Below are 19,583 nucleotides of genomic sequence, written 5' to 3'. Positions count from 1 at the left end.
CGGGCGACGTCACATGGCCCGACGAGGGATCTGGGCGGCCGGCCTGCTCGGGAGGCCTGTCACGGGTCGCGCCGGGCACGGGACCCGGACAGGGCGGAGCGCCGTGGGGGTTGCCTAGGGGCCTGCCCGGACCGCTGGGGGCAAGGTGGTCCGTTCATCCCGCTCCCGACCTTCTACGCTGCAACCGGTGGAGCAAGTTCAGGACTCGGTGGTGGGCCACATCCGCAGGGCTTTCGCCGCGGCGGCGCGCAGCGCCGAGGTCAAGGCAGCCGAGAACCCCGCCCGCTCCGCCGCGTCGAGCCCCGCCGCCGTGGTGCCCTGGTAGGCCCGATACGTGCCCACCATCTCCGGAGCCGATTCGATGCGCCCTCGCAGAAGATCGGCGCCATCGCAGACGACCGCTTCGACGGCACGCCGGGCCACCGGCTCGGGCAATCCCGCCGCCCGGGCTTCCCCCAGCAGCGCCGCCGCCATCAGGGCCGGATACGCCGCCCCCGAGCCCGACAGCGCCGTCAGCAGATCGATCTGGGCCTCGGAAGCGACCTCATCCTCCTGCCCGAACGCGGCCAGCATCACCCGAACGAAGGTCCGGTCGGCATTGGTCACGTCCGCTCCGGCCAGCCAGGGCGTGTAGGAGCGCCCAAGCGCCGCCGCCCCGTTGGGCATCGCGCGAACGATGCGGGCGCCTGTCAGCTCCAGTGCGCTCAGGGGGACCCCGGCCATGAAGGATACCACGAGCCGTCCTGGCGCACGCAGGTTCAGCGCCGCATAATCCTGCGGCCTCACTGCCAGGACGATCACATCGGTCCGGGCGACAAGGTCGGCCAGGTCCGAAGCCCAGGTGACGTGGGCTCGCCCGTGGTAGTCGGGCCGCGGCCCGCTGCGGTTCAGCAGCACGAGGTCGGTCTCCGGCACCAGTCCGGCGTCCAGGACGCCGCGCCTCAGGGCGCTGCCCAGCCAGCCAGTCGCGCCGACGATCCCCAGCCGCGTCACGTCAGGTCCGCCGTTTCAGGAACATAACCATGCCTTGCATGAAAGCGCGCGAGCTCCCTCGGCTCGGGCTTCCGGCCGGTGTAGATTTCCACGTAGGTGGGGATGCGTCGCATTCTCTCGCCCAGCGTTTCCTCGGACTGCAGGGAGATGTAGCCGATCTGGACCAGGTAGATGGTCCGGGCGCGCACGTCGGCATCCAGCGGGGCATGTCCCCAGCGCTGCAGCATGTCCGTCAAGGCGGCCAGCCGTTCACGGTCGGCCTGGGCGACGCGCCCGGTCATGCCGGGGGATTGCAACCCCCAGCTCCTCACCGCGAACTCGAATCGGGCGTCGAAGCCCTCCGGGTCGAGGAAGCAGCCGATGACGTTCAGCATCGCCTCGGATTCGCTCTCGGCATAGGCCTGGGTGGCGGCCAGCAGGCTGCCGGTGTTCTTGCCCGCCCAGCGATCGGCCAGGGCGGCCAGCAGCTCCTCGCGGTCCTTGAAGAACCAGTAGAAGCTCGTGCGCGAGATGTTGAGGCGCTGGGCCAGGGGCAGGATCTTCACAGCCTCCACGCCACCCTCGATCAGGGCCTGATAGGCCGCATCGAGCCAGGCGTCAGCCGATCCGCGCCATCCGGTCTCGTTCAAGGACATGCTCCCCCCGTGTCACGTGCAAGGGCCCTGCGGCGGCCAGGGCTGACGGGGATGTCCAACGGCTGGTCACTCGTGACCTTGTTCTTGACACATGTGAACATTCGGGTCTAGCCCTTTGCCATCCCCTTCGGCCCGGACGCCTCCCCATGCATCAAGATCCCCTTCTCCAGCCGTTCCAGCTCAAGCACTTGACGTTGCGCAACCGCGTCATGATCACGAGCCATGAGCCCGCCTATCCCGAGGACGGGATGCCCAAGGAGCGATACCGCGCCTACCATGTGGAGCGGGCCAAGGCGGGAATCGCGCTGACGATGACGGCGGGGTCGGCCTCGGTGGCGCGGGACAGCCCGCCGGTGTTCAACAACATCCTGGCCTGGAAGGACGAGGTCGTAGGCTGGATGCGCCAGCTCGTGGACGAATGCCACGACCACGGCGCGGCGGTGATGATCCAGCTGACCCACCTCGGGCGGCGGACGCGCTGGGACAAAGGCGACTGGCTGCCCGTGGTCTCGCCCTCGCACGAGCGCGAGGCCTCGCACCGCGCCTTCCCCAAGCGCATGGAGGACTGGGACATCGCCCGCATCATCCGCGACTACGCGGACGCGGCCGAGCGGATGAAGGCCGCGGGCGTCGACGGCATCGAGTTCGAGGCCTATGGGCACCTCCTGGACCAGTTCTGGTCGCCGCTGACCAACGACCTTGAGGCGCCCTATGGCGGCTCCCTGGACAACCGCCTGCGCTTCACCTTCGACGTGCTCCAGGCCGTGCGCGAGCGTTGCGGACCGGACTTCATCGTCGGTGTCCGCTACACCGGCGATGAAGGGACGCCGGGCGGGATCACCCGCGAGGAAGGGTTCGAGATCTCCTATCGCCTGAAGAGCAGCGGGCTGGTGGACTTCCTGAATGTCATCCGCGGCCGCATCGACACGGATGCCGCGCTGACGGACGTGATCCCCATCCAGGGCATGCCCAGCGCCCCGCATCTCGACTTCGCGGGCGAGATCAAGGCGGCCACGGGCTTTCCGACCTTCCACGCGGCGCGCATCCCCGATCTCGCCACCGCGCGGCACGCCATTGCCTCCGGCAAGCTGGACATGGTGGGGATGACCCGGGCGCACATGGCCGACCCGCACATCATGCGGAAGATCCTGGAAGGGCGCGAGGACGACATCCGGCCCTGCGTGGGCGCGAACTACTGCCTCGACCGCATCTACCAGGGCGGGGCGGCCTTCTGCATCCACAACCCGGCCACGGGCCGCGAGACGACCATGCCCCAGACGATCCCCGCCGCTTCGCGGCACAAGCGGATCACCGTCGTGGGCGCGGGCCCGGCGGGGCTCGAGGCCGCGCGCGTGGCCGCCGAGCGCGGGCACGAGGTCACCGTCTTCGAGGCGGCCGACGAGCCCGGTGGCCAGATCCGCCTCACCGCGCAGAGCGAGCGGCGGCGCGAGATGATCTCCATCGTCGCCTGGCGCATGGCCCAGTGCGAGAAGCGCGGCGTGCGCTTCCACTTCAACACCCTGGCCGACGCGGAGGCCGTGCTGGCCTCCGAACCCGACGAGGTGATCGTTGCCACCGGCGGCCTTCCGCATACCGAGGTGCTGGAGGAGGGCAACGACCTCGTGGTCTCGGCCTGGGACATCCTGTCGGGCGACGTGCGGCCCGGGTCCAACGTGCTGGTCTACGATGACGCGGGCGACCATGCCGGGCTCCAGGCGGCCGACATGATCGCGGCCACTGGCGCGCGCGTCGAGATCGTGACCCCCGACCGTGCCTTCGCGCCCGAGGTCATGGCCATGAACCTCGTGCCCTACATGCGCTCCCTCCAGCGGCGCGACACCACCTTCACCGTCACCTGGCGGCTGACGCGGGTCGAGCGTCAGGGCAACCAGCTCCTGGCCACGCTGGGTTCGGACTATGGCGACACGACGCGCGAGCGGGTGGTGGACCAGGTCGTGGTGAACCATGGCACCCGTCCGCTCGACGAGGTCTATTTCGAGCTGAAGGCGCTGTCCTCGAACGCGGGCGAGGTGGACTACGAGGCCCTGGCCACCGGGATGCCCCAAAGGGTGCTCAACAACCCCCAAGGCCGGTTCCGTGTCTTCCGGATCGGCGACGCCGTGGCCGCGCGGAACACGCACGCGGCGATCTACGATGCGCTCCGGCTCGTGAAGGATCTCTGACCCTTCGCGATCCGAGCGCCCGACCGGACCACCGGCCCCTGGTGGAGGGGCGGGATCAAGGCCACATGTCGTCCGCCGCACCCTTGCGACGTGCGATGACGCCACGCAGCGCCTCGTCGGTTGCCCGGTCCAGGGGCGGAGCCTCGTAGTCGCGCGGTGCCAGGATCGTTCCCGGAGCGGAATAAACTTAGGGTCCGTTCCACGCCGAAATCGCCCTGCGGCCCTGCGTTCGAAGGCGCCGTCTCGTGCGGGCAAACGTGGCCCGGACCCGCCCCGGAGGATCAGACAGGCATGGGCGTGGCCGCGGCCCCGTCCTGACGCAGAAGATGCACCGCGACCGACAGGGGCGGGGCCTTGGCCGCGGGTCCCTCCGAGGTCGCGATGAGGAGCCTTCCTCGCGCCGGGGGCAGCGGGCAGGGCGTCGCGCCCAGGTTGGCGCGCAGTTGCAGGAGGGCGCCGTTCAGCTGCCAGTCCACTGCGACCGCTCCATCCTCCCAGGACAGCACCGTCCCAGAGCCCGGTCCTGTTCCGGCGAGATGAGGAACGATGAACTCGCGCCTCAGCGCCAGCAGGTCCCGGACCTCCGCGAGCCGTTCCTGACCCTCGGGCTGTCCGCAGCGGCCCCAGTCGAGCTTGGAGGCTTCGAAGGTTGAGGCGGCGTTGGGGTCGGGCACATGGGACAGCGCCTCTCCTCCCCCCGCGAAGGCGGCGAAATCGGCGAACTCCCTGCGGCGGCCTTCGCGAATGGCGTCGGCAAGGTCGCCCTCGTAGTCGGTGAAATAGCAGAACGGCCGCGTCTCGCCGTACTCCTCGCCCATGAACAGCAGCGGGATGTGCGGGGACAACAGCAGGATCGTGGTCAGCGCCCGCAGCATCGGGGGGCTGGTCAGGGTGGCCAGCCGCTCGCCGAAGGCGCGGTTGCCGACCTGGTCATGGTTCTGAAGGAAGTCCACGAAAGCCGTCGGCGGAAGATGCCCGCTCGGCTGACCCCGCGGCTGGCCCGTCTGCGGCGTGACCTCGCCCTGAAAGGCGAAGCCCTCGGCCAGCGACCGGGCCAGCAGGCGCCAGTGATCCCGCGCGAAATCGAGATAGTAGCCTTCGCTTTCCCCCGTGGCCACGACATGGGCCACGTTGTGGAAATCGTCGTTCCATTCGCCGGAATAAAGGGGCACCGACATGTCCGGACCACGCTCGTGGAGGTGGGTGACGTTCCGGTTGTCCTCGGTGGTGAGGTGGATCGGCCTGTCGGTGATCTCGGCCCGGATGCGCCGGGCGATCTCGACCAGGATCTCGGGGTCGGTGCGATCGCGCACATGGTCGATGGCATCGAGCCGCAGGCCGTCGAGCCGGAACTCGGTCAGCCAATAGAGGGCATTCTCCACGTAGAAGCGCCGCACGGGATCCCGCTCGTAGGCGATGGCGGCGCCCCACGGCGTGTGGCGGGCCTCGTCGTAGAAGTCGGGCGCGTAAAGGCCGATGTAGTTCCCCTCGGGCCCGAAGTGGTTGTAGACCACGTCGAGCAGGACCATCAGGCCGTGCTCGTGCGCCGTATCCACGAGGTCGCGCAGATCGTCCGGCGTGCCGTAGGCCCGGTGCGGGGCGTAGAGGCACACGCCGTCATAGCCCCAGCCGCGATTCCCCGGAAACTGGGCGATCGGCATGATCTCGATGGCCGTGACACCCGTTTCCGCGAGATGGCGCAGATGCCGCTTGGCCGCCGCGAAGGTGCCCTCGGGCGTGAAGGTTCCGATGTGGATCTCGTGGAGGACGGCCTCGTGCCAGGGGCGCCCGGCCCAGGTCGTGCGCCACCGATAGGCCCCGGAGTCCACGAGGCGAGACGGCCCATGGACATCGGCGGCCTGGGCCCGCGCGGCCGGGTCGGGGACGACCTGGCCGTCGGGCAGCACGAAGGCGTAGTCGGTGTCCGGCCGCAGGCCCGGGACCGCAAGCTCGAACCAGCCATCCTCCTGGGCGTCCATGGGGCGGTCCTGTCCCTCGATCCGGAGCGACAGCCCATCGACCGCAGGAGCCCAGAGCCGGAAGCGCACGCGCCCGTCTCCTTCCAGCGTCGCCCCCCAGGTCGTCCGTCCCTGCGGGCCGGTCATCGCCCAGCCTCCGCAGGGCCGGAAGGCCGATGGGCGAAGGGATCTGACGTCTGGGAAGGCAACATGGAATTCTCCGGTCCGGAAGCCTTCCCGAACCTGCGAGGCCCCGCAGGGTTCCGCGTTGCAGCACGACATTTCCGAACTGTCGCAGCGCGCCCGCGTAGGCCCGGGCCTGCGCGGCGCCTAGCCCTCGATGCGGGCCGCCATCAGGGCGATGGCCTGCTGGTAGACGGTCGCCGCGTTCCACTGCTGGAGCACCGGGTAGTTCGGCTCACCCTCCTGAAAGCCCAGCCCCGGCTGCCAGCCCTTCTGGCGGAAGAAGTTCGCAGTCGAGGCCATGGCATCTGCCACGTCCGTCAGGTCCACGCGCCCGTCGGCGTTCCCATCCTGCCCGTACTGAAGGATGTTGCCCGGCAGGAACTGGGTGTGGCCCAACTCCCCGTGCCGCGCGCCGATCGACTCGGGCGACACCCAGCCCCGGTCCACCAGGGCCAGCGCGGCCAGGGCGTGGGGGGTGAAGAACTCCGGGCGGCGGCAGTCGTAGGCCAGGGTGGTGATGGCCGAGACCACGTTGGAATCGCCCATGAAGTTGCCAAAGCCCGTTTCCATGCCGTGGATCGCGATGAGCACGCCCGCGGGAACGCCATAGGCGTTCTCGAGCGACGTATAGAAATCGCGGTTGTCGGCGAGCATGCGGCGGCCCTGGGACACGATGGTATCGGCCCCGCGAATCCGCATGAACTCGTCCAGGGGATAACGGAAGGAGTGCTGGTTGCGGTCGGCGTCGATGGTCCGGGTGGCGTAACTCGCGCCGGCCAGCGCCGCGAGACCCCTCTCTCCGACCCCATTGGCGCCGGCGACCTGGGCGAACTCCTGCTTCCAGGCCTCGAAGCCCGAAGCGTCGTTGCCGCAGGACAGGGCCTGGGCGGCGGCGGGCAGGGCAAGGGCCAGGACGGCAAGACTGAGGGCGGGACGCAAGTGAATCTCCTTGGATGGGCCGGCGTCGCTTCGAAGGATCACTTGAGGCGGCCGTGGATATGGCTAGGTTCACGGGGGAACATGGCGCGGGTCAAGGGTCCTTCCAGTCGGGCCCGGCCGTGCCTCACGGGATCGGGGGCGGGTCGTGCGCGGGCTCTTCGTTGCGGTGGTCGTGGCCCTGGCGCTGGGCCTGGGGTTGGGTCTGGGGTTCGAGGGCGCCAGCCTTCTCGGCCAGCGGGAGCCGCAGGTCACCGCGCTCACGCCGGCGTCGCCCGCCCCTGTGATCACCGTCGCGCCGGAAGGATCGGACGAGGCCGCGACCATCGACCTCTTCCGTTCGGCACGGGACAGCGTCGTTGCCATCTCCACCTCGACCTCCCAGCGCGACGTCTTCGGGCGCAACGCGGGCGAGGTGCCGCTCGGAACCGGATCGGGATGGCTCTGGGACAACCAGGGCCATGTCGTGACCAACGCCCATGTCATCGAAGGCGCTTCGGCCGCCTCGGTGCAGCTTGCCGACGGCCGCGCCTTCGACGCGAGCCTCGTGGGGCGGGATACCATCCATGACCTGGCCGTGCTCCAGATCGACGGTCAGGACCTGCCGACGCCGCTGACGCTGGCCGCGCCCGAGCCCCCGCTGGTCGGCTCGCGCGTGCTGGCCATCGGCAATCCCTTCGGGCTCGACTGGACGCTGACCACCGGCATCGTGTCGGCGCTGGAACGGGAACTGCCCTCGGATCAGGCCGGAACGGTGCGGCGCGGGCTGATCCAGACGGATGCCGCGATCAATCCCGGCAACTCGGGCGGGCCGCTGCTGAACTCGGCCGGGCAGGTGATCGGGGTGAACACCGCGATCTATTCGCCTTCGGGGGGAAGCGCGGGGATCGGCTTCGCCATTCCGGCCGCCACGGTCGCCCGCGTCGTGCCCGAGCTGATCCGCTCCGGGCGCTACACGCCGCCGACCCTTGGCCTCACCTTCGACCCGCGCATCAACGCGGCGATCAACCGCCAGGGCCTGCCCGGGGCCATCGTGCTGGATGTGGACCGTGGCTCCGAGGCCGCGCAGGAGGGCGTGGAGCCGGCGCAGATCCTTCGGGACGGGCGCGTGCGGCCCGGCTACGTGATCACCGAACTCGGGGGGGAGCCCGTGGCCACGCTCGATGACCTGCTGGCGGCGCTCGACGCCCATGCGGTGGGCGACCGGGTGGAGGTGACCTTCGCGACCGGCGGAGGTGAGGAGCAGACCATGGAGCTTTCGGTCCTGGCTGGAAGCTGACGCGCCAGCCCGCCGAGCCCGGGCATTCCAGGCAGGGCGATCCGGTCCCGTCCTCCCCGCGACGAAGCTAGGACGCTGCGCCGCAGGCGCCGAGCCTTGCCACGGTGGGTGGCACGCGCGTATGCCCGCGCCGTTCAGGAGAGACCGACCATGGCCCGAGCCCCACGCCCTTCCTTCGAGGACCGCGCACCGTCCCGCCGCGTGGGAGCCTTGGCCGCCCTTTGGCCCTTCATGCGGCCCTATCTCGGCATGATGATCCTTGCCCTGGGCGCGCTGGTGCTGACCGCGGGCGTGTCGCTCATGCTCCCGATCGCCGTGCGGCGGGTGGTGGATCACTTCGGCGTCGCGGAAACGCAGCTGCTCGACCAGTACTTCGGGGCGGCGCTGGCCATCGTGGCCGTGCTCGCTCTGGGCACGGCGCTGCGCTACTACCTCGTGACCCGGCTGGGCGAGCGGGTCGTCGCGGACATCCGCGCCGCCGTCTTCGACCGCATGATCGGCATGAGCCCCGCCGTCTATGAGCGGCTCATGACCGGCGAGGTGCTGAGCCGCATCACCACCGATACGACGCTGATCCTTTCGGTCATCGGCTCCTCGGTATCGGTCGCCCTGCGCAACCTGCTGATGCTGCTCGGGGGGCTGGTGCTCCTCCTGTTGACCTCGGCCAAGCTGACCGGGCTCGTGCTGCTGATCGTGCCGGCGATCGTGATCCCGATCGTGGTGCTGGGCCGCCGGCTGCGGCGCATGAGCCGCGAGAACCAGGACTGGATCGCGGCCTCCTCCGGCGCGGCCTCCGAATCCCTGCTGGCCGCGACCACGGTCCAGGCCTTCACCGCCGAGGCGCCGACCCGGCTGCGCTTCCGCGACCTGACCGAAAAGAGCTTCGACTCGGCCCGGGCGCGGATCGGGGTCCGGGCGGTGATGACGGCCATCGTCATCTTCCTGATCTTCTCGGGCGTGGTCGGCGTGCTCTGGGTGGGCGCGCGCGACGTGCAGTCGGGCGCGATGACCATCGGCAGCCTTGTGCAGTTCGTGATCTACGCGGTCATGGTCGCTGGCGCGGTCGGGTCCCTGACCGAGGTCTGGGGCGAGGTGCAGCGCGCCGCCGGCGCGACGGAGCGCCTGGTCGAGCTCCTCAACCTGGCCGACACCATCCAGGACCCGCCCGCCCCGGTGCCCGCCCCCAGCCTCGCGACTGCCGAGGTGACGCTCGACAACGTCACGTTCCGCTATCCGACCCGCCCCGACCGCAGCGCCCTGAGCCGGGTCTCGCTCACCATCCGCCCGGGCGAGACGGTCGCGCTGGTCGGGCCGTCGGGCGGGGGGAAGACCACGGTGATCCAGCTCATCCAGCGGTTCTGGGACCCGCAGGACGGGGCCGTGCGGATCGACGGGGTGGACCTGCGGACGATGTCGCGCGACAGCCTGCGGCGGCAGATCGCGCTGGTGCCGCAGGATCCGGTGATCTTTGCCGACACCGCCCGCGCCAACATCCGCTTCGGCCGCCCCGACGCCACGGAGGCCGAGATCGAGGCCGCCGCCCGCGCCGCCGCCGCGCACGACTTCCTGATGGCGCTGCCGCAGGGCTACGACACCTTCGTCGGCGAACGGGGGGTCATGCTCTCGGGCGGGCAGAAGCAGCGGATCGCCATCGCCCGCGCCATCCTGCGGGACGCGCCGCTTCTCCTTCTGGACGAGGCGACCTCCGCGCTCGATGCGGAAAGCGAGCGCGCGGTCCAGCAGGCGGTCGAGGCGCTGTCGCGCGACCGGACCACGATCATCGTGGCGCACCGGCTGGCGACGGTGAAGCGGGCCGACCGCATCGTCGTTCTGGAGGATGGGCAGGTGGTGGCGCAGGGCACGCATGACGCGCTCGTGGCCCAGGGCGGGCTTTATGCGCGGCTCGCGCGGCTGCAGTTCACCGAGGGTCTCGCGGCGGAGTGACCGCGAGTCGGGCTTGCCACGCCAGCCGGACGTTCCCATTCTCGTGATGGTTGAAGGAGCCGCGGATCCACGGCGGCCCGCCATCAGGGAGGAGGAGGGCGGATGGGCTATGCCTCGATCGCCGACGGTGCCGCCATCGAGGCGGAAGGCCCGTGGGACGCGCGCGACCTTCCACGGACGACCTGGGGCGTGCTGGGCCGGACGGCGGACCGGGTCGGGTCGCGCCCTGCCGTCACCTTCCAGCTCCTGTCCGATCCGCGTGCCTCCGCCGAGACGCTGACCTGGCAGGAGCTTCGCGAGAAGGTCGCGCAGACCGCGAACCTGTTCCGCGAGCTCGGGGTCGGGGAGGGGGATGCGGTGGCCTATCTCCTGCCCAACTGCACCGAGACCGTGCTGACCTACCTGGCCGGGCAGGTGGCCGGGATCGTGAACCCGATCAACCCCCTGCTCGACGCCGAGCAGATCGCCGGCATCCTGCGCGAGACGGGGGCCAAGGTCCTGGTCACGCTCCGGGCCTTTCCCAAGACGGATGTCGCGCAGAAGGCGGCCGAGGCGGTGGCGCTCGCCCCGAACGTGCGGACGGTGATCGAGGTCGATCTCCTGCGCTACCTGACGGGCGCAAAGCGGCTGATCGTGCCGCTTGTCCGGCCCCGGAACCCGGTGCGGCACAAGGCCCGGGTCCTGGACTTCCACCGCGAGACCAAGCGCCAGCCCCGTGCGCTCCGGTTCCAGGACAGCGCGGGCGACCGGGTCGCGGCCTACTTCCATACGGGCGGCACGACGGGGCTGCCCAAGCTCGCCCAGCACCGATACCGCGGGCTGATCTACAACGGCTGGGTCGCGAACCGTCTCCTGTTCACCGAGCGGGACACGATGATCTGCCCGCTGCCCATGTTCCACGTCTTTGCCGCCGTCGTGGCGATGGGGGCTTCGCTCGCCTCGGGGGCGCATATCGTGTTCCCCACCCCGGCGGGCTACCGGGGCGAAGGGGTCTTCGACAACTTCTGGAAGCTGATCGAACGGTATCGCATCACCTTCCTCATCACGGTGCCGACCGCGATCTCGGCGCTGATGCAACGTCCGGTGAACGCCGACATCTCCTCGCTCCAGCTGGCCTTCTGCGGATCCTCGCCCCTGCCGGTCGAACTCTACCGACGGTTCGAGGACGCCGCCGGGGTCACCATCTGCGAAGGCTACGGCCTGACCGAGGCCACCTGCCTGGTCTCGATCAACCCGCCCCAGGGCGAGAAGAAGATCGGCTCCATCGGCATTCCATTTCCCTACACCAGCGTCCGCATCATCGATCCGGTGACCCACATGGACTGTCCCACCGACGAGGTGGGGGAGATCTGCGTGTCGAACCCGGGCGTGTGGGGCGGGCAGACCTACACCGAGGAAGGACGGAACGCCGCGATCTTCTATCCGGGCGAGGATGGGAGCCCCCGCTGGCTCAGGACGGGGGACCTGGGGCGCCGCGATCCGGACGGCTATCTCTGGATCACCGGACGCGCCAAGGACATCATCATCCGGGGCGGTCACAACATCGACCCCGCCGAGATCGAGGCGGCGCTCTGCAGCCATCCGGCGGTCGCCTTCGCCGGAGCCATCGGCCAGCCTGACGCCCATGCGGGCGAGGTGCCCTGCGTTTACGTGGAGCTCGTGAAGGGGGCGAGCGCGAGCTCCGACGAGCTTCTGGAGCACGCCAGCGCCCATGTCCACGAACGCGCGGCGCGGCCCAAGCATCTGGAGGTCCTGCCCGAGCTGCCCAAGACCGCCGTGGGCAAGATCTTCAAGCCCGACCTCCGCAAGCTGGCGATCCGGCGGGTCTACAACCAGGCGCTGGCCAGCGCCGACGTGGCCGCCGAGGTGATCGAGGTGGTCGAGGACCGCAAGCTGGGCCTTGTCGCGCAGATCCGCCGCACCGGCTCGGCCGGGACCGAGGACGTGGCCCGGGCCCTGGGAGCCTACACCCGCCCCTGGGCCTGGGTCGAGTAGGGGCCACCCCGCCGGCGGGGTGGAACCCGGCGGTGCCCCGCCGTATGGTCCGGCGCGCCAATCCTGGGAGCCGGCTCCATGCTCTTCGCCTACCGACTCGTGGACCGCCGCCTGGAAAGGCTAGGGCCGGGCGCCGACCTGCGCGAGGCGATCTGGGTCGACCTGTACCGGCCGCAGCCCGAGCAGGCGGCCAAGGTGCAGGCCGAGCTTGGCATCGACGTGCCGACCCTGGCCGACATGGAGGAGATCGAGATCTCCAACCGCTTCTACCGGGAGGACGGCAACGACTTCATGACGGTCATCCTGCCGGGGCAGACGCCGGACGGCACCCAGTCCTCGGGTCCGGTCACCTTCATCCTGATGCCCGGTCGGTTGGTCACGGTCCGCCACCATGCGCCGCGCCCCTTCGAGACCTTCGCAGCGCGCGCCGACCGGTCCTCGACCGGCTGCGGGTCGCATATCCGGCTGTTCCTCGGCCTCGTCGAGGAGATCGTCTCGCGCTTTGCCGACCTTCTCGAGGCCACGGGCCATGTGCTCGATGCCATCGCGGCGCGGGTCTACGCCGGCACCAACGAGGCCCTGACCTCGGACGAGCTCGAGGACGCGCTGCGGTCCACCGGTCGCCAGGGGGAGGTGGTGGCCCGCGTACGGCTCGGCCTCCTGACCGTGGAGCGGATGCTGTCGGTGTTCAGCCTGTGGACGGACGACCGGGACCAGAGCGGGAACCTGAAGCCCTATGTGAAGTCGATGATGCGCGACATGCAGGCGCTGGAGGTGCATGCCGACTTCCTGTCCGGGCGGGTCGGGCTCGCCACCGATACGACGCTTGGTATGGTGAACCTGTCGCAGAACCAGACGGTGCGGATCGTTTCGGTGGTGGCGGTGCTGTTCCTGCCGCCCACCTTGATCGGGACCGTCTACGGCATGAACTTCCACAACATGCCCGAGCTGGACTGGCCTTGGGGCTATCCGGTGGCGCTGGCCCTGATGGTGTTGTCGGCGGTGGGGACCTGGGCGTACTTCAAATGGAGGGGCTGGCTGTAGGCCCCTTGCTGCCGCGCCCTGGGCCAACCTATCACTGGCGGACAGAGGAGGGCTGGCGTGGCATTGGACGACGACATCATCCGCTTCGGGACATCCGAGCCCGGCGCCCCCCGGCGTGACGTGGCCCTGGGGCCCATGCAGTTCCGGCTCGAAGGCGGGACCCTGCGCCGTCTGTCCTGGCGCGGGACCGAGGTCGTCCGGGGCCTGTCCGCCCCCCTCCGCGATGAATCCTGGGGCACGTGGTCCGAGGAGAATGCGTCCGAGGAGATCGAGGAAGGGCCTGACCGCCTGCGGCTGACCCGTCGGTTCACGGCCGCGGGCGGGGCGCTGGCCGGCCTCCTCGAGATCGAGGCCGAGGCCGCGGGCCTCGTCCGCGCGAGCCTCACGCTAACGGGGGTCCGGGACATGATGGTCAACCGGGCCGGCTTCTGCCTGCTCCACCCCGTCGAGGGGGTCGCGGGGCGGCCATTGCGGGTCACCCATTCGGATGGGCGGCCCGAGGACACGGCCTTCCCGGAACCCATCTCGCCCGCGCAACCGGTCTTCGACATCATGGCCCTGGCGCACCGGGTCGGGCCGGTGGATGTCGCGATCGAGTTCGAGGGCGAGGTCTTCGAGATGGAGGACCAGCGGAACTGGACCGATGCCTCCTACAAGACCTATTGCCGCCCGCTGTCGCGGCCCAAGCCCTACCGCATCGCTGAAGGAGAGACCGTGACCCAGCGCATCACGATCCGGCTCGGCGACGCCGCACCGCAGGACGCCTCGGCCGTGCCGGTCTCGGAGATGCAGGTCCGGATGCCCGATGTCCTGCTGGCCGCCGAGGCGGGCTGGATGGCGCCGGACCTGCCATTTCCGGCCCGCGGGCTGCTGTTGCGTCTCCGGGCGGGGCAGGAGGAGGACGCCACGCTCGAGGAGGCGGCCCGGACCTTGGCGCGGGGCGGGCTGCTCGACCTCGAGGTCGTCCTGCCCGAGGGGACCGAGCCCGGTGCGGCGATGGACGCCCTGGCGCTGCGGCTGGCGCGGGCGGGACTGTTCCCGCGCCATGTGATCGCGCTGCCCGAAGCCTTCCTCAAGAGCTACCAGCCGGATGCCGAATGGCCCGGCGGCCCGAGCCCCGAAGCCTGCGCCGAAGCCGTATCGCACGCCTTTCCCGAGGCGCGCGTCGGGCTGGGGATGCTCACCAACTTTACCGAGCTGAACCGTCGTCCCGGCGTCGATTCGGTCGGTCACTACGTGACGCATGGCACTTCGGCCATCGTGCACGCCGCGGATGACGCGTCGGTGCTGGAAACGCTGGAGGCCCTGCCGCAGGTCTTTGCGGATGCCAGGCGAATCGCCGGCGCGCGGGGGCTCCGGCTCGGGCTGGTGTCGATCGGGATGCGGTCGAACCCGTATGGGGCGGGGCTGTCGCCCAATCCCAATGGCACGCGCCGCACAATGACGTCCCAGGACCCCCGCCAGAAGGGCCTCCTCGCCGCGGCCTATGCCGTCGCGGCCTGTGCGGCGGCCGCGCAGGCCGGCGCCGAGGCCGTGGCACTGGCCGCTCCGGTGGGGCCCTTCGGCATTCTGGGTTCACAAGGCGAAGCACGCCCGATCTTCCATGCTCTCGCGGCCCTGAACGGCGTGGCCGAGCGGGTCGTGCGCGTCGATCCGGTGGCGGGCCTGAGAGGCGTCGCGTGGGAAAGCGGCGCGATCCTGGCCAATGCGGGCCTGTCGCCGGTCACCGCTCCTGCGCCGTTCCCGGTGGGCACGATCCTGTCTCCTGCGACCGCCGAAGCCGCCCGGGACCCGGGCTGGCTGGCCGGAGCCGCCGGTCCGCTGCCCGAGAGCCTCATGCTCGGCCCATGCGAGGTGCTCTTCGCAGGAGACGCGGCTCAGTCCTTGTAGGGGTCCACGTCCCCCGGCCCCGCCATGACCACGCCGAACGGCTGGAGGACGCGCTCGACGGCGATGGTGCCGGCATGGGCGTCCAGCACCTCGGGGAGCCTGCGATAGGCTTGGGGCGCCTCGTCGAGGTCGCCGCCCACGAGCATCACGCCACGCCGCTGAAGCCAGGCCCGCATCTCCGCGGCATTCACGGCAGGCTGGCGAAGAACGCGCCCCGTGCGGCGGTCGACCTTGCCCTTGGCCTCGGACCTCGACATGACGCGGCCGGCGCCATGGACGGTGGAATGCAGCGCCTTGGCGCTCTCGGGCGAATCGAGGCCGCGCAGGATCACGGCGTCATCGCCCATGGAGCCGCCGACGAACCCGCGCTGGCCCGGAAAGGCGGGCGTCGCGCCCTTCCGTACGACCCAGAGGTCGCGATGGCCGTGCCGTTCGCGCCAGACGAAGTTGTGGTGGTTGTGGACCTCGTCCGTGATGGTGCCGCCGATGATCCGGCGCACCTTCTCCACCACCCAGTCCCGGCCCGCATAGGCGTAGAGTCCGCCCAGCTCGACACCGGCAAGATAGCCCTGTCCGGCGTCGCTGTCCGCCCGCAGCAGGGCAGGGGGCGCGAGCATGTTCCCGTTCGCCTTGGCCAAGGCCAGGTACTTGGTCGTGATCCGGTGGCCGAGCCCGCGCGAGCCGAAGTGCACCCCGATCCAGACGAAGCCCTCCTCGTCGCGGAAGAGGTCGACGTAGTGGTTGCCGCCGCCGACGGTGCCGAGTTGCTCGCGCGCAAGCGCCTTGAGGTCCCTGATGCCGGCCGTCGTCCAGAGATCGCTGTCGAAGAGAGGATCGTCCACCTTCTCGGCGTTCGCCCGGCCAAGTCCGAAGCTCACGTTGCGGGCAATGTCGTTCAGGATGACAGCGGTCCTGGGGGCCACGTCCTCGTACCGGGCGTCGAGCCGCACCGCCTTGTTTCCGCAGGCGATGTCGTAGCCCACGCCACTGATGGACAGGTGGTCCTCGTAGCCCACCACGCCCCCGATCGGGTGGTTGTAGCCCAGATGCCCGTCCGCGCAGAGCACGCCCGCAGCTGCGGACCCGGTCTCGAGGCAGGTCTCCATCTGCGCGAGGGTGCCTGTGTCGTGCCGGCCAAAGATCGTGAGGGGAACCGGCATCGCCCTGCCTCCTGCGTTCGGGGCGCTGACGGTGGAGTGGTTCCCGGGACCGTCAAGCGGGGTGCCTGGCTGACATGCCAACAGGGTGGGCCAAGGCTGCGCTTCGACGCCAGGGTTCATCTCGTCGCGACGGAACTTCCACGCAGGAACGTTCAAGGTGCAGGGATCCGGACAGGAGGCCAGGGAATGCGGCGGACATGCGGTCGGCGGAGGAAACATGTCGGGGATCGGCAGGTGCAGGCCGTGGGCGGCAGTGGCGATTCCCGCGCGCGCGTCCTTCGGATCGAAAGGCCAGCCTACTGGCCCTGAAGGTTTCCATGTCCACGGCAGCGCCGACCCCGTGCGATGCTGCCCGAGAACCTGCCGGGTCGGGCGTCCGTCGCTCCTCCGGCTCCCCAACTGACAACAGAGACACGATCATGCCGAGACTGCTTCAACGTTACGCAACCCCCCTCATCACGGGGCTTTTCCTCGTTTCGCTCATCTCAGGGGTGGGACTGTTCCTCGGCCTGGGCCAGAGCATCTTCCACGAGATGCACGAGATCCTCAGCATGGTCCTGATCCTGCCGTTCGCGCTTCACGTCTGGAAGAACTGGCGACCTCTCGCGAACTACTTCGGGCGCACGCCGATGACCGTGGGACTTGTTGCCTCGGCCCTTGCTGCGCTGGCCTTCGCGATGCAATCCGGCGAGGCCGGCGCCGGCGGTCCGCCACAGTTCGCCCTCGCCAGCGCCGTCCTGGACCACTCGCCCTCCGAAGTCGCGCCGCTGCTCGGATCCACGTCCGAGACCCTGGTGGAGCAACTGACGGCCGCAGGGTTCACGGTTCAGGGACCGGACGAAACGCTGACCGACATCGCCCAGGCGTCCGGGCGCGACCAGTTCGAACTCGTCCAGGCCATCCTGCCTCGGTCCTGAGGAAGTTCGGATCGTCTCAGGGAACGGTGGAGGGTGACCCGGCGCCATCCCCTCCATGGTCCGACCAGATCTCACCAGAGCGGGTCTGGACGCCCTTTCCACGCGATCGGCATGTCCGGGGGCCAAGGCGGCGGGCAAGCGATCCGGTCGATGACCCGGCCCCTCCGGCACGAGCGCTGTGAGACGGCTGTGACCCGCCCGTTCGCCGGGCCCGATCACTGGATCACTCGCTGTTCGCCCCGGACGAAGCTTGTCGCGGAAACCCTTGAAGGTCCCGGATGCCGTTCGGTCCATCGGACCCCAGGCGCCGCCTAGTCCGAATGCCAGCGCCTTCGAGTTGCCCCTCGCAGAGAGTGACACGACAAATCTATGGAGTTAGCTGGTGCTGCGAGAGAGGATTGAACTCTCGACCTCACCCTTACCAAGGGTGTGCTCTACCACTGAGCTACCGCAGCACTGGGGCGCCTTCTAGCGACCCTGCCGCCGAGCGCAAGGGGGTTCGTGCGGCTGGACGCGACAGGACGCCCGCTCTATGACCCCGCCATGACGGAGAGGCGACAGGACAAGCCTGCAAAGGGCGACCGGGACGCGCGGCTCAAGGCCGCGCTGAAGGCCAACATCGCCCGGCGCAAGGCCCGCGCCCAGGCTGTTGAAACCGAGCCGTCGGAGGACTCACAGGGCGATGCGCCGCACGCCTCATCCAAGGAAGACTGACTGAATGGACTCCATCATCGTCCGCGGCGGGGCCGAACTGAATGGCCAGATCCCGATTGCCGGGGCCAAGAACGCCTGCCTTGCCCTCATGCCGGCGACGCTGCTGAGCGAAGAGCCACTGACTCTGACCAACGCGCCGCGGCTGTCGGATATCCGGACGATGACGACGCTCCTTCAGTCGTTGGGCGCCGAGGTCTCTGCCCTGGCCGGGGGCAAGGTCCTCGCGGCCTCGTCCCATGGACTGACCTCCAGCCGCGCCGACTATGAGATCGTGCGGAAGATGAGGGCATCGAACCTGGTGCTCGGGCCTCTGCTCGCACGGGAAGGACAGGCGGTGGTGTCGTTGCCGGGGGGCTGCGCCATCGGCGCGCGGCCGATGGACATCCACATCGACGCGCTGGAACGGCTGGGCGCCGTCATCGACCTGCGGGACGGCTATCTTCACGCCAGTGCGCCAGCCGGTCTCCGGGGTGCGCGCGTGCCTCTGCGATTCGCCAGCGTCGGCGCCACCGAGAACGTGCTGATGGCCGCGACCCTGGCCAAGGGCACGACCATCATCGAGAACGCCGCCCGGGAGCCGGAGATCGTGGACCTGGCCCAGTGCCTTCGCAAGATGGGGGCGCAGATCGAAGGCGAGGGCACCGCGACCATCACGGTGCAGGGCGTGGATCGCCTGCACGGGGCCACCCATGCTGTGGTGACCGACCGGATCGAACTGGGCACCTACATGCTCGCCCCGGCCTTCACGGGCGGCGAGATCGAATGCCTGGGCGGACGGCTCGACCTGGTCGGCGCCTTCGTGGAGAAGCTCGAGGCGGCGGGCCTGGAGATCGAGGAAACCGAGCGCGGCCTCAAGGTTCGCCGCGCGGCCGGCCGGCCGCGGGCCGTGAACGTCGTGACCGAGCCGTTCCCGGGCTTCCCCACCGACCTCCAGGCCCAGATGATGGCCATGCTCTGCACCGCCGAGGGGACCTCGGTGCTGGAGGAGCGGATCTTCGAGAATCGGTTCATGCATGCCCCCGAACTGATGCGGATGGGCGCGCGAATCGACCTATCGGGCGGCACGGCCCGCGTGACGGGCGTGGAACGACTGCGCGGCGCACCCGTTATGGCCACCGACCTCCGCGCGTCAGTGTCGCTGATCCTTGCGGGGCTCGGAGCCGAGGGCGAGACGGTGGTGAGCCGTGTCTACCATCTCGACCGCGGCTATGAGCAGGTGGAACAGAAGCTCTCGGCCGTGGGAGCCAGGATCGAAAGGGTGGCTGCATGACCGAGGACGCGCGCTTTTCCGATGCCGACGAAAAGCCGCTCCGACTTCGAGCGCTGGATCCGGAGGATCTGACGATCGTCTCGGCCCTCGTGCAGGATGCCGTGCTGCAGGCCGCCGAGATCGGCTACATGAGAAAGCACCGCCGCCTGGCCGCGCTGGTCAACCGTTTCCGCTGGGAGGGTCAGACCCGAACGCCGGAACGGGTGCGCTCCATGCTCGTGATCGAGGGTGTGACGGCGGTGCGGAGCCAGGGGATCGACCCTCGGGACAAGGATCTCGTGCTGTCGCTCCTTTCGCTGACCTGGGAGCCGGGCGAGGATGGGGCCGGGCGGCTGCTCCTGACCCTGGCGGGGGATGGCATCATCTCGATCGAGGTCGAGGCGCTTGAGGTTCTGCTTCAGGACGTGACCAAGCCCTACCTCGCGCCGTCGCGCCGCGCACCCTCCCATCCCGAATAGGAGATCCCTGTTCGGGGCGGA

The 19,583-nt window shown here is 69.7% G+C and carries 15 protein-coding genes and 1 tRNA gene; 10 read left to right on the top strand and 6 right to left on the bottom strand.

Annotation, left to right across the window (positions count from 1 at the left end):
- Window positions 1-198: 198 nt before the first annotated feature.
- Both J3P31_RS04565 and J3P31_RS04560 read right to left on the bottom strand, forming a co-directional pair.
- Complete coding sequence (locus tag J3P31_RS04565; protein ID WP_210527208.1) at window positions 199-993, bottom strand: pyrroline-5-carboxylate reductase family protein; 795 nt, start codon at window positions 991-993, stop codon at window positions 199-201.
- Entirely contained in the window at window positions 990-1,628 is a 639-nt protein-coding gene (locus J3P31_RS04560; RefSeq protein WP_210527207.1) for a TetR/AcrR family transcriptional regulator, read from the bottom strand. Before J3P31_RS04560 ends, J3P31_RS04565 begins: the two co-directional genes overlap by 4 nt.
- 146 nt (window positions 1,629-1,774) lie before the next feature.
- Here J3P31_RS04560 and hpbA point away from each other — a divergent pair, with 146 nt between their 5' ends.
- Window positions 1,775-3,811: an NADH:flavin oxidoreductase gene (gene hpbA / locus J3P31_RS04555; protein ID WP_210527206.1), complete on the top strand. Its 2,037-nt coding sequence runs from the start codon at window positions 1,775-1,777 to the stop codon at window positions 3,809-3,811.
- Between the two features lie 281 nt (window positions 3,812-4,092).
- Here the strand turns inward: hpbA and treZ are convergent, their stop codons facing one another.
- Together treZ and J3P31_RS04545 are read right to left on the bottom strand one after the other, a co-directional pair.
- Window positions 4,093-5,916, bottom strand: coding sequence for a malto-oligosyltrehalose trehalohydrolase (treZ, locus tag J3P31_RS04550; protein ID WP_210527205.1), 1,824 nt, complete (start codon window positions 5,914-5,916; stop codon window positions 4,093-4,095).
- A gap of 183 nt (window positions 5,917-6,099) precedes the next feature.
- The gene (locus J3P31_RS04545; protein WP_210527204.1) at window positions 6,100-6,894 is read right to left on the bottom strand and encodes a lytic murein transglycosylase; all 795 of its coding nucleotides are present in this window, start codon (window positions 6,892-6,894) and stop codon (window positions 6,100-6,102) included.
- Between the two features lie 145 nt (window positions 6,895-7,039).
- Between J3P31_RS04545 and J3P31_RS04540 the strand changes: the two genes are divergently transcribed.
- The 5 genes from J3P31_RS04540 (at window position 7,040) to J3P31_RS04520 (ending at window position 15,043) form a co-directional block, all read left to right on the top strand.
- On the top strand, window positions 7,040-8,170 hold the full coding sequence (locus J3P31_RS04540) for a S1C family serine protease (protein ID WP_368373013.1): 1,131 nt from the start codon (window positions 7,040-7,042) through the stop codon (window positions 8,168-8,170).
- A gap of 150 nt (window positions 8,171-8,320) precedes the next feature.
- The gene (locus J3P31_RS04535) at window positions 8,321-10,114 is read left to right on the top strand and encodes an ABC transporter transmembrane domain-containing protein (protein WP_210527203.1); all 1,794 of its coding nucleotides are present in this window, start codon (window positions 8,321-8,323) and stop codon (window positions 10,112-10,114) included.
- A gap of 102 nt (window positions 10,115-10,216) precedes the next feature.
- On the top strand, window positions 10,217-12,109 hold the full coding sequence (locus J3P31_RS04530) for an acyl-CoA synthetase (protein WP_210527202.1): 1,893 nt from the start codon (window positions 10,217-10,219) through the stop codon (window positions 12,107-12,109).
- 78 nt (window positions 12,110-12,187) lie between these two features.
- Window positions 12,188-13,153 (top strand): magnesium transporter CorA family protein, encoded by a 966-nt coding sequence (locus tag J3P31_RS04525; RefSeq protein ID WP_210527201.1) that lies wholly within the window; start codon window positions 12,188-12,190, stop codon window positions 13,151-13,153.
- Between the two features lie 57 nt (window positions 13,154-13,210).
- Complete coding sequence (locus tag J3P31_RS04520) at window positions 13,211-15,043, top strand: D-apionate lactonase family protein (RefSeq protein ID WP_210527200.1); 1,833 nt, start codon at window positions 13,211-13,213, stop codon at window positions 15,041-15,043.
- On the opposite strand, the gene J3P31_RS04515 is transcribed toward J3P31_RS04520, so the two are convergent.
- Complete coding sequence (locus J3P31_RS04515; RefSeq protein ID WP_210527199.1) at window positions 15,031-16,203, bottom strand: RtcB family protein; 1,173 nt, start codon at window positions 16,201-16,203, stop codon at window positions 15,031-15,033. The two genes, J3P31_RS04520 and J3P31_RS04515, sit on opposite strands and share 13 nt — an antisense overlap.
- A 419-nt stretch (window positions 16,204-16,622) precedes the next feature.
- Here J3P31_RS04515 and J3P31_RS04510 point away from each other — a divergent pair, with 419 nt between their 5' ends.
- Window positions 16,623-17,120 (top strand): DUF4405 domain-containing protein, encoded by a 498-nt coding sequence (locus J3P31_RS04510; protein WP_210527198.1) that lies wholly within the window; start codon window positions 16,623-16,625, stop codon window positions 17,118-17,120.
- A gap of 380 nt (window positions 17,121-17,500) precedes the next feature.
- Here J3P31_RS04510 and J3P31_RS04505 read toward each other — a convergent pair.
- Window positions 17,501-17,575: transfer RNA gene (locus J3P31_RS04505), tRNA-Thr, on the bottom strand.
- A 46-nt stretch (window positions 17,576-17,621) separates the two neighbouring features.
- Between J3P31_RS04505 and J3P31_RS04500 the strand changes: the two genes are divergently transcribed.
- Genes J3P31_RS04500 through J3P31_RS04490 form a run of 3 tightly spaced genes read left to right on the top strand, consistent with a single transcriptional unit; the run spans window position 17,622 to window position 19,562 of the window.
- Window positions 17,622-17,834 (top strand): hypothetical protein, encoded by a 213-nt coding sequence (locus J3P31_RS04500; protein WP_210527288.1) that lies wholly within the window; start codon window positions 17,622-17,624, stop codon window positions 17,832-17,834.
- 4 nt (window positions 17,835-17,838) lie between these two features.
- Complete coding sequence (murA, locus tag J3P31_RS04495) at window positions 17,839-19,104, top strand: UDP-N-acetylglucosamine 1-carboxyvinyltransferase (RefSeq protein ID WP_210527197.1); 1,266 nt, start codon at window positions 17,839-17,841, stop codon at window positions 19,102-19,104.
- The gene (locus tag J3P31_RS04490; RefSeq protein ID WP_210527196.1) at window positions 19,101-19,562 is read left to right on the top strand and encodes a DUF2948 family protein; all 462 of its coding nucleotides are present in this window, start codon (window positions 19,101-19,103) and stop codon (window positions 19,560-19,562) included. Before murA ends, J3P31_RS04490 begins: the two co-directional genes overlap by 4 nt.
- Window positions 19,563-19,583 lie beyond the last annotated feature (21 nt).

The sequence above is a fragment of the Rubellimicrobium arenae genome (assembly GCF_017916275.1).
GTDB lineage: Bacteria > Pseudomonadota > Alphaproteobacteria > Rhodobacterales > Rhodobacteraceae > Rubellimicrobium > Rubellimicrobium arenae.
This window is presented reverse-complemented; position numbering and strand designations above follow the sequence as displayed.